14 protein-coding genes and 2 pseudogenes are annotated in these 17,153 nt (G+C 36.7%); 4 read left to right on the top strand and 12 right to left on the bottom strand.

Going from position 1 to position 17,153, the window contains the following annotated elements; translation table 11 throughout:
* Window positions 1-83: 83 nt before the first annotated feature.
* From AC1MGI_RS06060 to brnQ, 5 genes are all read right to left on the bottom strand, one after another.
* Complete coding sequence (locus AC1MGI_RS06060) at window positions 84-1,493, bottom strand: glycoside hydrolase family 1 protein (RefSeq protein ID WP_480348917.1); 1,410 nt, start codon at window positions 1,491-1,493, stop codon at window positions 84-86.
* 181 nt (window positions 1,494-1,674) lie between these two features.
* Window positions 1,675-3,513 (bottom strand): beta-glucoside-specific PTS transporter subunit IIABC, encoded by a 1,839-nt coding sequence (locus AC1MGI_RS06055; RefSeq protein WP_480348916.1) that lies wholly within the window; start codon window positions 3,511-3,513, stop codon window positions 1,675-1,677.
* Between the two features lie 256 nt (window positions 3,514-3,769).
* Window positions 3,770-4,615 (bottom strand): BglG family transcription antiterminator LicT, encoded by an 846-nt coding sequence (licT, locus tag AC1MGI_RS06050; RefSeq protein ID WP_062186971.1) that lies wholly within the window; start codon window positions 4,613-4,615, stop codon window positions 3,770-3,772.
* Window positions 4,616-4,881: 266 nt separating this feature from the next.
* On the bottom strand, window positions 4,882-5,247 hold the full coding sequence (locus AC1MGI_RS06045) for a winged helix-turn-helix transcriptional regulator (protein ID WP_480348915.1): 366 nt from the start codon (window positions 5,245-5,247) through the stop codon (window positions 4,882-4,884).
* Window positions 5,248-5,942: 695 nt separating this feature from the next.
* Window positions 5,943-7,286 carry a branched-chain amino acid transport system II carrier protein gene (gene brnQ / locus AC1MGI_RS06040; RefSeq protein WP_480348914.1) on the bottom strand — a complete coding sequence of 448 codons (1,344 nt, stop codon included), beginning with the start codon at window positions 7,284-7,286 and terminating at the stop codon, window positions 5,943-5,945.
* Window positions 7,287-7,536: 250 nt separating this feature from the next.
* Between brnQ and AC1MGI_RS06035 the strand changes: the two genes are divergently transcribed.
* Both AC1MGI_RS06035 and AC1MGI_RS06030 read left to right on the top strand, forming a co-directional pair.
* A complete protein-coding gene (locus AC1MGI_RS06035; RefSeq protein WP_454213840.1) occupies window positions 7,537-8,205 on the top strand; it encodes a GntR family transcriptional regulator in 669 nt (222 codons plus the stop codon).
* Window positions 8,206-8,905: 700 nt separating this feature from the next.
* Window positions 8,906-9,265, top strand: a complete 360-nt coding sequence (locus AC1MGI_RS06030; RefSeq protein WP_480348913.1) for a DMT family transporter — start codon at window positions 8,906-8,908, stop codon at window positions 9,263-9,265.
* A gap of 380 nt (window positions 9,266-9,645) precedes the next feature.
* On the opposite strand, the gene AC1MGI_RS06025 is transcribed toward AC1MGI_RS06030, so the two are convergent.
* The 7 genes and pseudogenes from AC1MGI_RS06025 to AC1MGI_RS05995 all read right to left on the bottom strand — a co-directional run bounded on the left by AC1MGI_RS06025 (window position 9,646) and on the right by AC1MGI_RS05995 (window position 15,201).
* Window positions 9,646-9,987 (bottom strand): zinc ribbon domain-containing protein YjdM, encoded by a 342-nt coding sequence (locus AC1MGI_RS06025; RefSeq protein ID WP_062187079.1) that lies wholly within the window; start codon window positions 9,985-9,987, stop codon window positions 9,646-9,648.
* A 342-nt stretch (window positions 9,988-10,329) separates the two neighbouring features.
* Window positions 10,330-11,184, bottom strand: a complete 855-nt coding sequence (locus AC1MGI_RS06020) for a 5'-methylthioadenosine/adenosylhomocysteine nucleosidase (protein ID WP_480348912.1) — start codon at window positions 11,182-11,184, stop codon at window positions 10,330-10,332.
* A 367-nt stretch (window positions 11,185-11,551) separates the two neighbouring features.
* Window positions 11,552-11,917: pseudogene (locus AC1MGI_RS06015) on the bottom strand (class D sortase); the annotation flags it as partial.
* A gap of 321 nt (window positions 11,918-12,238) precedes the next feature.
* Window positions 12,239-12,457, bottom strand: a complete 219-nt coding sequence (locus AC1MGI_RS06010; protein WP_480348911.1) for a hypothetical protein — start codon at window positions 12,455-12,457, stop codon at window positions 12,239-12,241.
* A gap of 222 nt (window positions 12,458-12,679) precedes the next feature.
* Window positions 12,680-13,116: pseudogene (locus AC1MGI_RS06005) on the bottom strand (universal stress protein).
* Between the two features lie 102 nt (window positions 13,117-13,218).
* Window positions 13,219-14,577, bottom strand: coding sequence for a DHA2 family efflux MFS transporter permease subunit (locus AC1MGI_RS06000; RefSeq protein WP_480349712.1), 1,359 nt, complete (start codon window positions 14,575-14,577; stop codon window positions 13,219-13,221).
* A 60-nt stretch (window positions 14,578-14,637) separates the two neighbouring features.
* Complete coding sequence (locus AC1MGI_RS05995; protein ID WP_480348910.1) at window positions 14,638-15,201, bottom strand: TetR/AcrR family transcriptional regulator; 564 nt, start codon at window positions 15,199-15,201, stop codon at window positions 14,638-14,640.
* Window positions 15,202-15,336: 135 nt separating this feature from the next.
* Here AC1MGI_RS05995 and AC1MGI_RS05990 point away from each other — a divergent pair, with 135 nt between their 5' ends.
* Together AC1MGI_RS05990 and AC1MGI_RS05985 are read left to right on the top strand one after the other, a co-directional pair.
* The gene (locus AC1MGI_RS05990) at window positions 15,337-15,840 is read left to right on the top strand and encodes a CarD family transcriptional regulator (RefSeq protein WP_480348909.1); all 504 of its coding nucleotides are present in this window, start codon (window positions 15,337-15,339) and stop codon (window positions 15,838-15,840) included.
* Window positions 15,841-16,001: 161 nt separating this feature from the next.
* Window positions 16,002-17,143, top strand: a protein-coding gene (locus AC1MGI_RS05985) for an IS3 family transposase (RefSeq protein ID WP_480348908.1) whose coding sequence is annotated in 2 segments (ribosomal slippage) — window positions 16,002-16,275 and window positions 16,275-17,143 — 1,143 coding nt in all. Because the reading frame shifts where the segments join, the coding sequence is not laid out codon by codon here.
* The last annotated feature ends 10 nt before the right edge of the window (window positions 17,144-17,153 follow it).

Raw genomic sequence — 17,153 nt, 5'->3', positions numbered from 1 at the left:
CACCACACAGTTTATAGTGTGACTTACTTCATTTAAACTGTGAGTAGTAGTTGTTTACTTATAGGACAACTCTTGTGCATAGATTAAATCTCTTGTCCATTCGTTTTAATGACGTTTTGGTACCAATAGAAACTGTCTTTACGGATGCGACGCATATCAAGTAGCTCAAATTCATCACGGTTAACATAGATAAAACCGTAGCGTTTGCTAATACCTTGGTGCGTACTGACTAAATCAATCGCTGACCATGGACAGAAGCCAAATACTTCTACACCGTCGGAAATTGCCAATTGCATTTGTTCAAGATGCTTACGCAAGAAATCTATGCGGTATTCATCATATACTTTGTCGCCTTCTTCTAACTTATCGAATGCTCCAAGCCCTGTTTCTGTTACGATTAATGGCAATCCGTAACGTGAATAGATTTGACGAAGAGTTGTACGGAATCCAACTGGATCGATCTCCCAACCAAATTCGTTCGTCTTCAAATGTTGATTTTTCGCACCTTTGAATACGCCTGACTCTCCGATTGTTAAATGTTGATCACCCGTTCCTTGCTTGTCTTCCCCTTCACGCGTGCTTTCTTGGACGGTCTGAGATGTATAGTAGTTAAAGGCGATGAAATCTGGTTTTGCCCCTCTAAGAATTTCCATATCTCCATCCTGAATCAAAGGTGTCCATCCGTTTTCTTCAAGATAGGACCATACAACATGGTTATATTTGCCGAACACAGCCACATCTAGGTACAACCAGTTGCGGATTGCCGCATAGTTATCTGCTGCTAAAATGTCTTCTGGTTTAGACGTTGCAGGATAAATCGAAACGATATTCGGAGCAGGACCAATCTTCGCGTGCGGCAATTTGTCGTGACACATCTTCATCGCTTTTGCCTGCGCGACTAACATGTGATGGTTTTGTTGATATAAGTCTTTCTTTGGATCCTTCAAGCTCGGGTCCAATGTTCCAAGAGCATCCCCATGGAGAATCATCATATTCTGTTCATTAATGGTTAACCAGTATGTCACCTTGTCGCCGTATTCGTTAAATAATACTTCTGCGTATCGCTCGAAGGCATCGACCGTTGCGCGATTCGCCCAGCCACCTTGTTGTTGAAGAGCATAAGGTAAATCAAAGTGATACATCGTTACGATTGGTTCCATATTATGCTGTTTAATTTCATCAATTAGGTTATGGTAAAATTCTACACCCTTCGCATTGACTTCCCCTGTACCTGCCGGGAAAATACGTGTCCAAGCAATCGAAAAGCGATAGGCTTTAAAGCCCATTTCAGCAAATAATGCCACGTCTTCTTTGTAGTGATGATAATGGTCACTCGTTACCTTAAAATCTGTCACACCTTCTACGTGGTTGGCCATGTCTACAACAGATGGGCCTTTGCCATCTTCATTCCATGCACCTTCTACTTGATAAGCAGATGTTGAACCACCCCATAGAAAATTTTCCGGAAATGTTTTTAAAGAAGTATGTTTCATTTTCGAATCTCTCCCTTATATTTATTTACCTTCTTCGACTGACTTTCTTTACAAAATAAACCTTTGTGTTTTCATGTTTTAGTGATTCGTCACTTTCCCACAACAAAAAATGGCTGTTGATATCTCCCGTATCGTTTAATCACTGTGAATTGCATTCCCCATTGGACATACAATTCACATCTTAATTAATAACTGTAAGGATCGACTGCCCGCTAACTACTTCTTTCGGCTCATCTGCAATGACATCTAAATAATTTGTTGTATTCGTTACAATCACTGGTGTCGTTACTTTATATCCTGCTTCTTTAATACTAGCAATATCAAATTCTACAAGAATGTCTCCTTGATTAACTGCCTGTCCATTTTCGACATGGGCAGTAAAATGTTTTCCTTCTAATTGGACCGTATCTAGCCCAATATGGATGAGAACTTCTACTCCATCATTTGAAGTTAATCCAATCGCATGGCTTGTTGGAAAAATCATTGTGACCGTTCCATCAAACGGAGCAACAGCGCGCCCAATCGTAGGTTCAACTCCAACTCCTTTGCCCATCGCTCCACTAGAGAATACTGGATCCGGTACATCTGTTAACGGAAGAAGCGCACCTTCGATAGGACTAGCTATAGCCATTTTTTTATCTCTAGCTGGTGGAACCGGTGTTGCTTGTTCTGGTTTTATTTCTTCTTTCTTTTTCTCATATCCGAATATAAAAGTCAGAATGGTCCCAACCAAGAAAGCCATAATCACTCCTATTGCATATTGAACTGGAGGCTGATAAGCCGGGATTGTTAAGACGCTGTTAAATACAAACGTGAAGACACGTACATCAAATGTCGCAACAATGGCTCCGCCAATAACACCTGCAATCACCATGATTGGAATTAGACGGCGATAGCGCATGATCACACCATATATAATCGGCTCCGTCACACCTGCAAGGACACCTGATAACGTCGCACCAAGGGTCAAGGATTTCAAATTCTTGTCACGCGCACGAAGGAACACACCAAAAGCAACACCTATTTGAGCAAACGTTGAAGCTGCTGTAATGGGGCCAATCACATCCCCGCCTTTGGCAAACGCACTAATCATGATTGGTACTACACCCCAATGGACACCAAGAATAACAAGGAATGGCCACACACCCGCAATAATAACCCCAGTTAGAATAGCCGATACAGACGATAGATAAGAAACACCGTTCAAAATTCCGTCACTCACGTACACTGCAAACGGACCAAATACTAAAGCCGTTAACGGAACCATGATGAGAAGACAAACCATCGGCGTGAAAAATAGTGTGAGTACACTCGGTGTAACCTTTTTAACCCATTTTTCTAATAGAGCAAAAATAGCAATTGCAATCAACATCGGAAATACAGTTGATGAATAATTGGTCAAAATTAACGGCAAATTCAAAAATTCTGACCGAGTTCCGTGTTCAAGAAGAGCTGTAAAGCTAGGTTCTAATAAACCCGCTCCAATCGCGCCACCGACATATGGATTCGCACCGAGTTTCAACGCGGCTGTAATCCCTACGAAAATAGGCAAGAAGAAAAATACTCCGCCCGATGCCGCATTTAGCACTGAATACGTACTGCCTTCTACATCAATCCAATTTAATAATGTTAATATCGCAAGAAGGGCTTTAATCATCCCCGCCCCAGCTATTGCGGGAATCAAAGGAGAGAACGTTCCTGAAATATATTCAAAAACCTTTGAGACTGGATTGACCTTTTCATTTGATGTCGATTCTTTATTCGTTTCCCCACTAATCTTTGCTACCTTCATAACTTCCGCATACACCTTTGGCACATGATTCCCAATAACAACTTGAAATTGGCCACCATTTTCAACTACAGTGATGACATCCTCCATGTTTTGGAGTTCGTCTTTTTTCGCTTTACTATGATCATCCAATTTAAAACGTAAACGAGTCGCACAATGTACGAGAGAGTTTATATTCTCTTCGCCGCCTACCTTTTCGACAATCTTCTCAGCAAGTTCTCTGTTATCCATCTGTCAGTTCTCCCTTTTTTTGTAAATTGACTACGACACCCTATCCGTTGTTAGGTTTTATGAGTAATAATCCCCCTCCTAAATTCCCTTTATCCTTCACTTAGTGATATAAGGGGGTTTGCTACCCTTCTTTTACGATAAAAAAATAAAAAACCTGAAAAGAAATGTGGATAAACAGGGGCTTTACACACCCACTTTTACCAACACTTCTTCTCAGGTTTTGCCTGCCAAGCAGTAACAATCCTAATCAGAAAGATTATGCTCTTTTCTCACGACTAGATACGCGATGAATATGGATCATGAAATACACCATTTCATCCTTCGTCATCTGAACGTTATAATTTAACTGCAAATATGTTTGTACTTTGATGGTACATTGATACGCTTGTGAATACTGCTTACTCACTTGATCAAATAATGGGTCCTCGTCTTCATGAGATAATTCCCCTCTTTGCATACGGTAAGCAAAATAGCGTAAATGAGTAATAAATCGACTATAATTCATTGAGTCTTCATCAAAAGTGATGCCAAAATGATATTTCACGATCGTAATAATATCATTGACAATCACAGTCATCTCCATGGTTTGTTCCATGCCCGCCGAATCATGCCTTGCATTGAACAGATGAAGCGCAATCGATGCACGCTCGTCATCTGGTAATTGAATACCTGTTCGGTCCCAAATCATCTGTACCGCTTGTTTAGCTACTCGATATTCATCTTTGTAAAACTTCTTGACCTCCCACAATAGGGCATTCTTTACTGTCAGTCCTTCTTGAATTCTTGTTAGCGCAAAATGAATATGATCCGTCAGCGACAAGTAAATGGTTTCGTTTAACTGATATCCTAATTCTCGTTTGGCCAATTCGATAATATCATTAGACAGTTCCAAGTGATCAAATGGGATTTCTTTAAGCAACTCAGATAATTTATCAAAGACATTTTTCGAATGAATGACAAAGGTTTTCTCAATCTTTGTTTCGTCGATCCTATCTCCAATTTTCTTCTGAAATGCAAGTCCACGACCCATAACAACCATTTCTTCTTGGTTCCCGTCTTCCGTCAGTATAACGTTGTTGTTAAAGACCTTTTTTATGAGCATAATGAGTCACCTTATCACTGATTTTATTATAGACTAACAAAAAAACCTGAACTGATCCCAATATTACAGTTTCCCCGTAATATTCCAATCAATTCAGGTTTTGCCTGCCGAACAGTAACAATCCTTTGTCTAACATTATTATATAAAGATATGTTTGCGTTTGCAAGAGATATTTTTAAAGGAAGAGGAATTTTTTATAATACCACGGAAAGCATTTTTATAAGATTGCCGACCGTGGACGTTATTATAATGAGATAGTTTTATTTCTATTCATTAGACTCATTTTCTTCAGTTTCCGTTTGTAATACATTCTCGATATAATATTTTCCCCATTCATACATAGAATCTAGAATCGGCATTAAGCTCCGCCCATGCTCAGTAAGAGAATACTCTACCTTTGGAGGTACAACAGGATAGACCTCGCGATGGATAATCAAATGATCCTCTAGCTCACGCAATTGATTCACTAACATTCGTTGGGTAATCCCTGGCATAAGCGCCTTCAGTTCACCAAATCGTTTAGTTCCTTCTTTCCCTAAATGCCACAATATCAACATTTTCCATTTTCCACCAATAACAGAAAGAGTCAATTCTTTTTCACAATTAAAAAATTTATCCACTAGATTTGGCATTTGCTCCACCTCTTAAATATCTTATAGTATATTTTTTATCACTATGTTCAAAAAACGTATGTACTGTAATTATACTAGTATAAGTAATTGTTTACGATTAGTAAAGGTCCAGTCAATGACGCAAGTATGGATTAAACAAGGAAATCGCACCTTTACTTACTACTCAATATTTAGCCGAGGTTTTGAAGAACTAAACGGAACTGTGAATTTTATTTAAAAGGAGTAGCAGAGTTACTAGCAACAAAACACTAATATCATAGGAAGTAAAAACATTGATTTCGATAGTAAAACTACCAAAACTTCACTCTGAAAGGGTTGATAAGACGATGAAACGAATGAAGCCAATTTTATGCATAATTCTATTTTATATCCCACCAAAAATAGACCATACTAAATTGTATGGAATATATGCCAATCTAGAATCTACATTTAAAAATAGAGGAAATGGACTCTTAACTTACTCCCTACATAGTGGTCGTAAAATCCGGTTTTATAAAAAAGAGGATGCCCAAAAACCAAAAAGGTCAAGACTCCACAACTACTATATACCATTTGAGACATGAACATGACTCGATAAACGGTGTATAGAGTGTGAGGTCTGACCTTTTGGAGCATCCTTTGTTTACAAATTAGACAATGATTAGGTCGTAATGCGAAGAATCAAAGTTGCTAAATTCCTTTTACTAGTTCTCCTCTCAATCTAATTGAGCAGCGTAAGGATTAAGTTTTTTTCTTAAGATACTGATAAGATATCCTAATATTCCTCCTATAATAGCAGAACCGATCCAGCCGAGCCCTACTTCATATCCAGGTAGAATCGCAGTAAATAGGTCATCAATTACTTTAATATTCAATCCCGCAGCACCTAATCCGTCAAATAAACTGATAACAAAAGTCATGAGCATTGTGCCTAGATAAACTTCTTGTCTTCCTTTAAAGAACGAATGTAAGAAGGTTAAGAAGATTAACGCGATCGCTAATGGATAAATCGCTGTAAGAACAGGAACAGAAATACTAATTAATTTCATTAAACCGACATTCGCAAAAATCATGCTAAAAACAGACAGTACAACGGCAAACATTTTGTAAGAAATGGTTGGAAATAGCTTATGGAAATAAGATGAACACGCAGTAATGAGTCCAATACTCGTTGTTAAACATGCGCCTAACACGATTACTCCTAGCAAAGGCCCCCCAAATGATCCGAAGTAGTGATTAGAAATGGCTGTTAAAACCGCTCCGCCATTTTCTAAATGCCCAACTCCCGCTACACTTGATGCCCCCATATACGTAAGAGACGTATAGATAATAGCCAAAAGCGCTGAGGCAATTAATGCGGCTTGTGTACAAACCACCATAATCTGCTTCTTGGTTGTTACCCCTTTATCCTTAATTGCATTAATAATAATGATTCCAAAAACAAATGCTGCAAGAGTATCCATTGTTAAATATCCCTCTTGGAACCCTTTAAAGAATGCATTCTCCTTATAAGCATCAACCGGCGCTTGGAATTGACCAATCGGATTGATTATGCCTGCTATAATCAATATTGCTATTACAATTAACAAAATAGGCGTCAAGATTTTTCCTACTATATCGACAATTTTCGCAGAATTGAGTGAAAAAAAACAAGTAACACCGAAGAATATGATCGTGAAAATTAGTAAAGGTAAAAAGCCAACATTTTCAGACAAGTAAGGTTTCAAAGCGATTTCGTATGAAACACTGCCCGTTCTTGGTATCGCGAATAATGGGCCAATTGATAAGTAAAGAGCCATCGTGAAAACAAGTCCAAAAATTGGATGTACGCGACTCGCTAGTGATTGTAAATCACTTTTACCCGATATCCCAAATGCCAGAACGCCTAGTAACGGAAGCCCGACCCCTGTTACAACAAACCCAGCATTAGCTGACCAGAAATTCACACCTGATGATTGACCGAGCATTACAGGAAAAATAAGATTTCCAGCCCCAAAGAATAAAGCGAATAACATAAATCCTATAGCTACTAAAAATGAAAATGATATTTTGTTCGTCATATTAAACTCCCTTCGCAGCAAGTAAATTATTTTTTTAATATACGAAAGATAACATAGAAATTATACTTGTGCAATATATTTCGGAGAATTTGCAATTTTTAATTTACATGTAATATATTGAATTTATCACTGTTTTTTTATATACTACAGTCAAGTACAGGCTGAGACTTGAAAATAGATAGATTTTAATAAAGCGATTACAATGTGATTTTACTATAACTTAACTAGCACTATTAAAGGCGGTCATACAATGCCCATACCTACTAATTTTTCAATAAAACCTCGTTTATCTGCCAAAAAACGTGCATTTAATCAAATTCAAGAATGGATTATTGATGGTACTCTTCAACCAGGAGAAAAACTGCATGATGCTGACCTTGCACAAGCGTTGGGTGTAAGTAGAACTCCTATTAGGGAAGCCTTGCAATTGCTTAATGTCCAAGGTTTCGTCGAAATGTATCCAGGAGTCGGCACACAAGTGACCACCTTAAATAAAGAGGATGTTTCAAAAATATTGCCTCCATTAGCAGTGTTACAAGCATTAGCCACAGAACTTGCAACACCTGTTATTAATCAAGAAACGCTTCATTTGCTACGTGATATTAATACGAAATTTGCTCAATCTATTAAAAATGGCGACTCTGACAATACCTTAAAGTTGGATGAACAATTCCACAATATCATTGTAGAGAACGCTCACAATGAGTATATCTCAAGTTCAGTTTCCACGCTTCAGTCACATGTTTTTCGACTTTATTTTCATTCATCGATTGTTTTCACGCAACGTTCAATCGAAGAACATGAAGCAATTTTGAATGCTTTCGAAGAGAATAATAAAGATGAAGCTGCTCGACTGGCACGAATCAATTGGCTACATCCGGTTGATTTTTTCTATTCAGAGCATCAAGTAAATAAATAAGCCTAGTTATCCTTAAAAACCAGTTATCCGCATGTGAAAACTGGTTTTTTTAACTGTTCCAACCCTATTAACGAGTAATTCGCTCAATACAGTCTGTATGTGCGCTTTAATGAAATTATATTGATCACTGGTTTCATACTCTCCACTCCTGCTACGAAGCCGTCATATTAGAAAAACCATTTCATTCTATTCATTTATAATCTTAAATTGTTCACCCAACATAACAGCTAATTCCTCTTATTACTTTAAAAGTTCAGATTATTTTTTTCAATGTAGAAAATGACTCAGAAGCAAACTTACCAGACAATAGTAGCTGTCCCACAAGCAAAGGACCAGACTCCTCAACAACTAAGATATGATAGACGTAATTAGTCAACTTACACATCACACTACTTTACCATCTTTTTCGAACTAATAATGTACAAAATGGTAGCAACGAGATATTTGAACGACAAGCGGCAAAAAAAATTGTTCCACGGGAAACAATTTTTAATTCTACCTGAAAAACCTTTCAAAAAAAAACCTTGTAAGGTTGCATAAATTTTTTAGTATCGGTGATCATACATCTTTTTATCCATTTATAACATTCCTCTTAAAAACAGGTAGCTACAGATAACTGTTATGTACTTCTTTCATGTATAATTAAATTATCAGAATTTACAATCTACTATGAGTCTTAATTTAGTAAGGAGGAATGAATTTGTCTTGGGTATATTTATGCCTAGCTATCTTGCTTGAAGTAGCGGGCACAATCAATATGAAATTATCTGAGGGATTCACAAAATTAGTACCAAGTCTATTATTAGCTTTCTTTTACATTGGTAGCCTTAGTTTTTTAACGTTAGCACTGAAGACCATTGAGGTGTCAGTTGCCTATGCAATTTGGTCTGGTATTGGTATATTGATCATCACTTTCATTGGCGTTTTTTTCTTTAATGAAAGTTTTAGCTTACTAAAAATTTTTTCAATACTACTCATTATTATCGGTGTTATAACTTTAAACTTCACAGTAGGCCATGACACATCTAAAGATGAGCAGATAACAGAAAAGCAAAAATAACTCACTCCTCTATTAGAAGCTCTACACGTAATAAATGGTTTTGTTAAAACTAAAAATAGTTGATGAGACCTTAAATGCCTTCTATCGACTTTGACTGTTTGATATAGATCCAAAACTGAATTTTAAAGAGGTAAAGACCGAACAATTACTTATATAAAACTATGTATTAAGTCAAAAGATGTTGCCCTATAACAAAGGTCAGACCCACATCTATATACACACCTTTATGTGTAAAACGGTTTTTAGTGTGTGATGTCTGACCCTGCTCAAAACACACCTGTTCGTTTTATCAATTATTTAGAGAAAAATGCTATCTTTACAAACGAGGATTGCATAGTGGAAGTGTTCTATAACATACCTATTAGTTCGGTCTATTTCCTTTATACCTTTTTAACAAATTCAGATTTTAATTTCATTTCTCCAAAACCATCAATTTTACAATCAATATCATGATCCCCATCAACTAAACGTATACTTTTTACTTTTGTCCCTATTTTTACAACTAATGAACTTCCTTTTACTTTAAGATCTTTGATTACTGTTACAGAATCGCCATCATTTAAGACGTTACCATTTGCATCTTTAATAATCTTTTCTCCTTCACCATTTTCAGTTTCTCCTTCTAAAGTCCACTCATGACTACATTCTGGGCAAACAAAAAGACTTCCATCTTCGTATGTGTATTCAGAATTACATTTTGGACAATTTGGCAGATCAAACATTATTTCATTTCCTCCATTCGTTAATTGTTACCCCTAAAGATAGAAGTTATTTGCAATAGCTTCCTTTTTAAACCTTCGTAAGAATAGCAATTACGAACTTTTAATTATAAGCCAATATTCGTAATTTAAACAACTCTATGCTTTAAAAGATATTACTTTTCATATATATAAATCCCGCTATAAATAATAGGATGTCTTTTATTTACGATGAAGAAATTGTGAAAAGCGTAAAAAGAGTAACAGTCTACTTGATCGCAGTACTGTTACTCTTGGTTTACAAATATGAAGATATTTATACTATGTTATCGTTAAGATATCTGGTAACTTTTTAACAAATAAAGATTACAAGCTTTCATTAGCACTTTTGATCATTTGTTCAATCATCTTGCTGGCATTTTCAGCTGCCATTTTGACAAAGTCTTCATACTTTACATCAGCCTCGCCGCCGGCATCGTCTGAGATAGCGCGAATAATAACAAAAGGTACATCATTCAAATGTGCAACATGAGCAATAGCTGCTCCTTCCATTTCTACTGCATATGGAGAGAATATTTCATTAATTTCTGCTTTTTGTTCTGCGCTTGCAATGAATTGGTCACCACTAGCGATTCTTCCTTGGAAAACATTGATATCTTCAGATAATCCTTCTGCAGATGACTGTGCTAGTTGAATTAACTTTTCATCGGCTGTAAAAATACTTGTATCCATTCTAGAAATGACACCAGGATCTTCCCCTAATGCAGTGATATCTACATCATGTTGGACAGCATCTGTAGAAATAACAATATCTCCTACTGTTACATCAGGGCCTAGACCACCAGCAACACCGGAGTTAATTAGATAGTCAACACCAAAATGATCTACTAGCACTTGCGTACATGCAGCTGCATTAACTTTACCGACTCCTGATTGAACCAAGACAATGTTTTCACCATCTAATGTTCCTTTATAAAATTCCATTCCCGCTACAGTTTCAGTACTTTCAATTTTCATTTTCTCATGAAGGATTTCTACTTCTTCTTTCATTGCACCAATAATACCAATAACCCGCTTATCTGTTTGTGCTGTATTTGTTTTTTCTTCTTGTTGTTCAGTTGAAGATACATTAGACTCATCTTGATTATTAGAACACCCAATTAGCATGAAAACAGCAATCATGATTACTGTAAAATATTTAAGATTAAATCTGTTTTTCATAGATGTGAATTCCTCCTATTTGATTAAAACGAATATTTAAACTAAAATTCTTTTTAATGTTCGCTTTTTTTACTCAGCTAGTATACAACAGCAATTGTATGGATGCAACAAGTTTCTGTGACAAAGATATACACTGATTTTGAGAAAAAGGAACACATGAACTGGGGCATTATCCAAACAGAAAAATAGATTATAGGAAAGCCCATTTGAGAAGTAGCCTTTTTAACTTACAATTTGACTTTAAACTACAATACATTCTCGAGAAATTAAAAAAGTCCCAATAGGGTTTATCTTATTAGGACTCTCGCTTATTAATTTAACAGAAGAAATGTTGAGACCATAGATGCAACAAAAAATCTCCTTTTTATTAACTTACTGTTTTTGAAGCCAGATAAACGACAAGTATATAGCGTTCAGGTGCTAACCCTATAAAATCAAAAGGATAACATGTACTGACGGTTAGGGTTGCACGTGGTTTTGGAACGATTACAGTTCGATCATCCTCATCCACAATCCGAACTTTGTTGATTTTGTATGTGAATTCTCCCGCCGATGCTCTTACAATCAACAAATCACCTTCACCTACTTTTCCGAGTTTACGGAATACCGTATCTCGATGACCCGAAAGAACGGAATTGTCATTCTCACCTAGTAACACACTTTCTGCAAAGTGACCGACGCCTTTCTCCACTTCATCCTCGTTTGTTCCATGGAAAATAGGCAGTGTTACGTTTAATACTTTCGATACTATCTTTTAAGAATCTATATTGTACGAAGAATTCAAAAAAGGTGTAGCTTTAGAATAAAGTTTCATGAAAAGTATATTGAAAACGCTAGTTCTATATAGAATTGAAAAAACGCCTTTTGATCAAAAGGCGTTTTTATCATTTGTTAAAGAGGTCCATTTTCACAAAAAAGATTGATTAGTCAACGTCATTTTTTCCTCTTATGAGTAACACGTTTTATGACTTCCTCTACAAATGAAGCAACGAAATACATTCCCAACAGTGACACAATGAAACTGAGAAAGAAGCAAATGGTGATAAAGTATATTTTAGACATAATCAATGTCTCTTTGCTCCTTAATCATTCCGTTGTTGAAGTCAGCAACACATTTAGTAATTTTTCCAATTGTTCTTGGTTCACAAGCCTTTTTAATTTTCAACTTTGCCATTCCGTCACAAACGTCCAGAGTCCTAACCATTGAAGCGTCTTGAATGGTTGTTGACGTTTCACTAAAATCCGTAAGCTCTGGAGGAGAAATAATTCTCATTCCATCCTCGTCCTTGTCCTCGTTTTGCTTCTCTTTCTGACTTTGTTTCAGTAGGAGAAAATGTCAACATCGTCCCCGATATCATAGTAGTGATTATCGAATCGTTCATTGACATTTCGTAATGGATGTAGATTTGTTACATTTCCAGATTAGTTGCTATAAAAATCATACACGTTCTTTGATGTTTGGATAACCGAATCATTCAATTAAGAATCATAACAATCACTCAGGTGTACGGATCACTAAAACATCACATTTAGCTGAACGCACGATTGCTTCAGATACAGACCCAATTAAGAAACGTTCAACAGCATTCAGCCCCGTAGCACCACAAATAATTAAATCAGCCTCGACTAAGTTAGCAAGCTCTTTCGTGATGATCGTCCTTGGCGAACCGTGCTCAATTACTACCTCTACGTTCTCAACACCTTCAGCCTCAAGCTTGTTCCTTATAGCCATTTAAAAGTTCCTCTGATCGCAGCACGGCACGCTCAACACTTGAACGTTCGTAAGCTTCGAATGAACGAGTATCGATTACGTTTACTATGTTTAATGTTGAATCTTCGTTACGTTTTGCAACATCTATTGATTTGCGAAATGCATATTCAGCTTCGTTTGAACCGTACAGCCACTACAATGCTTTTATAATGATTGGCCATTTGTCATAATCTCCTTCTAGCATGATTCGAAATCTATTCAATGGAAGTTCTCCCCCCCTGTATAAAGGGTCCGTTGTATTCATTTGAAATATTGTCTTTAGATTAATGCTGGGGCTTTTTCAGGAAGAAAGACAGTACAACATTAATTACAGCTAATATTAAACCGATTGTAAAGACTAGTGATGATCCCACAGCTGCTGCTTGTGGCAATTCATTCGCAGTTGTTGCTAAGTAACTCCCCTGTTTTGCTGAGAAAACCGATACCAATACTGCAATACCAATAGCGCCTGCTACTTGTTGGATTGTTTGAGTGATCGCAATTCCATCTGGATAGTATTGTTTAGGGAGCGAATTTAGCGTGTTTGTTTGTACAGAAGCAAGCACTGCCCCTATACCTAACATCATAACAATATGAGTTACCACAACCATCCATATAGCCGTTTCTGTACTAAATTGTGAATATAATACATAACCAATAGCTACTAAAATCGTTCCAGGTATAATCACTGCTTTCGGACCATATTTATCAAATAATTTACCAATGGATGGAGCTAAGATACAGTTAAGTAAGCTACCTGGTAGAAGGATAAGACCTGTTGTAAAAGCAGCCATTAATAAAGCCATTTGCATATACATTGGTAAAATGACAAGCATTGACATCATATTAAAAAACGTAATAAAACTCATTATGACGCCAAGAACGAAAAGTGGGGTTTTAAATGCCTTTAGATTCATCGTAGGATTTTCCATTTTGGTTTGTCGAATTGCAAAAAGAATGAGTGCTATCAATCCAATGATGATTGTTCCTAAAACCGTTGCACTTGTCCAACCGTGAACACCGGATACACTAAATCCGTATACAATACCACCGAATGCAATCGTCGAAAGTATAACAGATAGTGCATCAATCGAAACCTTACGTACTTCATTCACATTCGTTAAATATATTTGCCCAAAAATAAGAGAAAACAGTAAGAAAGGTACTGTAACCCAGAAAATCCAATGCCATGATAATGTATCTAAAATAAGTCCTGCTACTGTTGGACCTAGTGCTGGCCCAGCTAACATAACTAATCCCATGAGCCCCATAGCGCCACCACGTTTATTTGGAGGGAAGATGGTAAAAATAACATTTTGCGTTAGAGGTAAAGTAATGGCTAATCCTGCTGCTTGAATAACACGTGCCACCAATAAAATACTAAATGTTGGGGCTACTGCCGCTAAAATTGCACCGATAAGGGCTAGCAATATAGCAGTCATAAACATTTGTCTTGTTGTAAATTTTTGCATTAAAATACCTGTTACTGGTATTAAAATACCTAATGTTAGAAAATAACCTGTTGCTAACCACTGAATCGTTGTGGGATCGGCACTGAATATTTTACTTAATTCTGTAAAGGCAATATTTAATGCCGTTTCACTAAAAAGTCCAACAAAACCTGCTACTAAAAGAGCAGCCATGATCGGGCCTGTTTTGATCTGTTGTTGCGTTGTCGGAACTGTTTTGGCTTGTGTATTCACTTATGAAAACTCCTTTAATAAATTTGGTAATCCCCGCGAAATAATTTTTAATGGTTCACTTGTTTTATGGGTTAAACAAAGCATAACTCCACCCTCGATAGAAGCCGTCATCATGAGGGCAATTGAATGAGCCATTTCTTTCGAAAACCCATCTGCTACTAACTTGTTCGAATAAATCCCTTGAATCTTTGTGTAAAGGTCCGAACAAGCATTTAGGACTGTTTCACTTAGTGCTGCCATTTCGCTAACGATGCTGATAAATGTATAACCAGTAATCGTACCTTCTCGCTCAAAGTTGGCTACTAATTTCTCAATCATCTTTTTTGTGGCTTCCATCGTTGTTTGATATCGATTGAAAATCACCTCGGTATCTGTAGTAATCGCTTCATCTATGTTCTTCAGACAAGCGATGAGTAATTCTTCTTTTCCATTCGGAAAATGATGATAGAGCGCACCTTTTGTAATCGGACAGGCTTTTAAGATTTCGTTTACTCCTACACCTATATATCCTTTCTGCTGAAAAAGATTCGTCGCGATTTTGATTATCAGCGATTTTGTATCCATTTCCGTTGCACACCCCCACATACCAACCGGTTTGTTTACTATATCAAAAAAAAAATCATAACGTCAACCTAGTTGACATTATTTTTTTATTAAGTTATTATCAATTTAGTTGACATTTCATATCAGGAGGAAAAAATGTTTAATATAGGCGATTTAATCATCTATTCTGCACATGGAATTTGTAAAATTGATAATATTTGCAAAAAAAAAGTTTCAGGTATTACAAGACCTTATTACGTATTGCATCCTATAGAGAATAATCATCAATTAACAATAAGTACTCCTATTAATAATGATAAGGTAGTCATGCTTGAACTAATCCATCAAGAGGAAGCCGATGAAATACTTGAATCTTTTAAAAACACTGGGATAAGATGGATTGACAAACCTAATATGCGTCACGATATATATTTCGATCTAGTAAATACAGGTGATCGAAAAGAAATTGCTAAAGTTGTAAATACGCTGATGCGAAAAAAAATTGAGGTTGAACTTCAGGAAAGAAAATTTTACGAACAAGATCGTAAACTTTTGGACACTCCACAAAATATACTCTTTAAAGAATTAGCTATTTCATTGAACACCACTTTTGAAGAAATAAATGAGATGGTAATAAGATTGATAAAGAGAAGTAACTAGGATAAAGTGAATCCTCCATTTGGCTATTTTAACCTAAAGCCCCCCCCTCTTCGCCAACCATGTTGACGGCACTGACCTAATTATATGAGACAAATAAAAACACCTTACGTTTAAAAACGGGTATTGAATGCCTAAATTATGAACGTGGAGGTGTTTTTTCTATGGGAACGAGAGTAAGTTATCCGGTAGAAGTGAAAATGAAGGCAATTGACATGCGATTAGCCGGTGTGCCAGTAAAAGAAGTAATGGGAGAATTAAATATCCGAAACTATACGCAACTTAAAACATGGATGTGTTGGTATCGAAAGGGGGAACTGCATCGCCTTGAACAGCCCGTCGATAAACAATATACGTTTGGCAAAGGACCTGAATACGAAAATGAAACCGCGAAGTTACAAGCTGAGAATCGCTATTTAAGGCAACAAATTGAAGTTTTAAAAAAGTACATAGAGTTGGAAAGGAAGTGGTTCCCGAAATAGTTGTGCAATTAGTAGAAGAATTAAGAGATATCATGCCTATCAAAGAAATCTGTTGTCATTTAGGTGTCAGCCGTGCATCCTATTATCGCTGGAAAATCAATGGGGACAGGCAAACACAGAAAGATATCCGTGACCAACAAATTGGGGATTTGTGCAAACAACACAAATTTAGATATGGTTATCGAAAAATTGCAGATTTCTTCCCAAAACTGAGTGAGAAAACTGTGCAACGTGTCATGCAAAAATATGGCTGGCAATGTCGAGTAAAAGTAAAAAAACGTAAGCGTGTAGGGCAGCCAGCCTATATAGCACCTAATTTATTGTCACGTGATTTTACAGCGACTAGCCCCCTTGAAAAGCTTGTCACGGATATTACATACTTGTCTTTTGGTCAGTCCATGATGTATCTTTCAAGTATTCTTGATGTCTATAATGGTGAGATTGTCGCACAAACAATGGATTTTACCCAAGATCCTGCATTTGTTCTAGATACATTACATCAACTGCCAAACTTACCAGAAGGATGTATCTTGCATAGTGATCAGGGTTCCGTCTATACGTCTTATGCCTATCAACAAGCAGTAAAAGAAAAAGGAATGAACATGAGCATGTCTCGTAAAGGCACGCCCGCTGATCATTCCCCAATCGAAACGTTTCACTCCTCGCTAAAGTCTGAAACGTTCTATCTCGACGAAATCTACCGCACAACGAATGCGCATGTGATTCAAATCGTCGAAGAATATATTTCTTATTATAACAATATCCGTATTCAAACGAAACTAAATAGCCAATCGCCGGTACAATACCGTCAATTGGCTGCATAATAAGGTGTTT

Source organism: Peribacillus sp. BM1, assembly GCF_056679975.1.
Note: the sequence above shows the minus strand (reverse complement) of the source record. Positions and strands in the feature narration are given on the sequence as shown.

What these genes read in the sequence shown, in the direction of transcription:
- AC1MGI_RS06060 (WP_480348917.1), bottom strand. Translation starts at nt 1,493, where the DNA reads ATGAAACATACTTCTTTAAAAACATTTCCGGAAAATTTTCTATGGGGT.
- AC1MGI_RS06055 (WP_480348916.1), bottom strand. Translation starts at nt 3,513, where the DNA reads ATGGATAACAGAGAACTTGCTGAGAAGATTGTCGAAAAGGTAGGCGGC.
- licT (WP_062186971.1), bottom strand. Translation starts at nt 4,615, where the DNA reads ATGCTCATAAAAAAGGTCTTTAACAACAACGTTATACTGACGGAAGAC.
- AC1MGI_RS06045 (WP_480348915.1), bottom strand. Translation starts at nt 5,247, where the DNA reads ATGCCAAATCTAGTGGATAAATTTTTTAATTGTGAAAAAGAATTGACT.
- brnQ (WP_480348914.1), bottom strand. Translation starts at nt 7,286, where the DNA reads ATGACGAACAAAATATCATTTTCATTTTTAGTAGCTATAGGATTTATG.
- AC1MGI_RS06035 (WP_454213840.1), top strand. Translation starts at nt 7,537, where the DNA reads ATGCCCATACCTACTAATTTTTCAATAAAACCTCGTTTATCTGCCAAA.
- AC1MGI_RS06025 (WP_062187079.1), bottom strand. Translation starts at nt 9,987, where the DNA reads ATGTTTGATCTGCCAAATTGTCCAAAATGTAATTCTGAATACACATAC.
- AC1MGI_RS06020 (WP_480348912.1), bottom strand. Translation starts at nt 11,184, where the DNA reads ATGAAAAACAGATTTAATCTTAAATATTTTACAGTAATCATGATTGCT.
- AC1MGI_RS06010 (WP_480348911.1), bottom strand. Translation starts at nt 12,457, where the DNA reads ATGAGAATTATTTCTCCTCCAGAGCTTACGGATTTTAGTGAAACGTCA.
- AC1MGI_RS06000 (WP_480349712.1), bottom strand. Translation starts at nt 14,577, where the DNA reads ATGGCTGCTCTTTTAGTAGCAGGTTTTGTTGGACTTTTTAGTGAAACG.
- AC1MGI_RS05995 (WP_480348910.1), bottom strand. Translation starts at nt 15,201, where the DNA reads ATGGATACAAAATCGCTGATAATCAAAATCGCGACGAATCTTTTTCAG.
- AC1MGI_RS05990 (WP_480348909.1), top strand. Translation starts at nt 15,337, where the DNA reads ATGTTTAATATAGGCGATTTAATCATCTATTCTGCACATGGAATTTGT.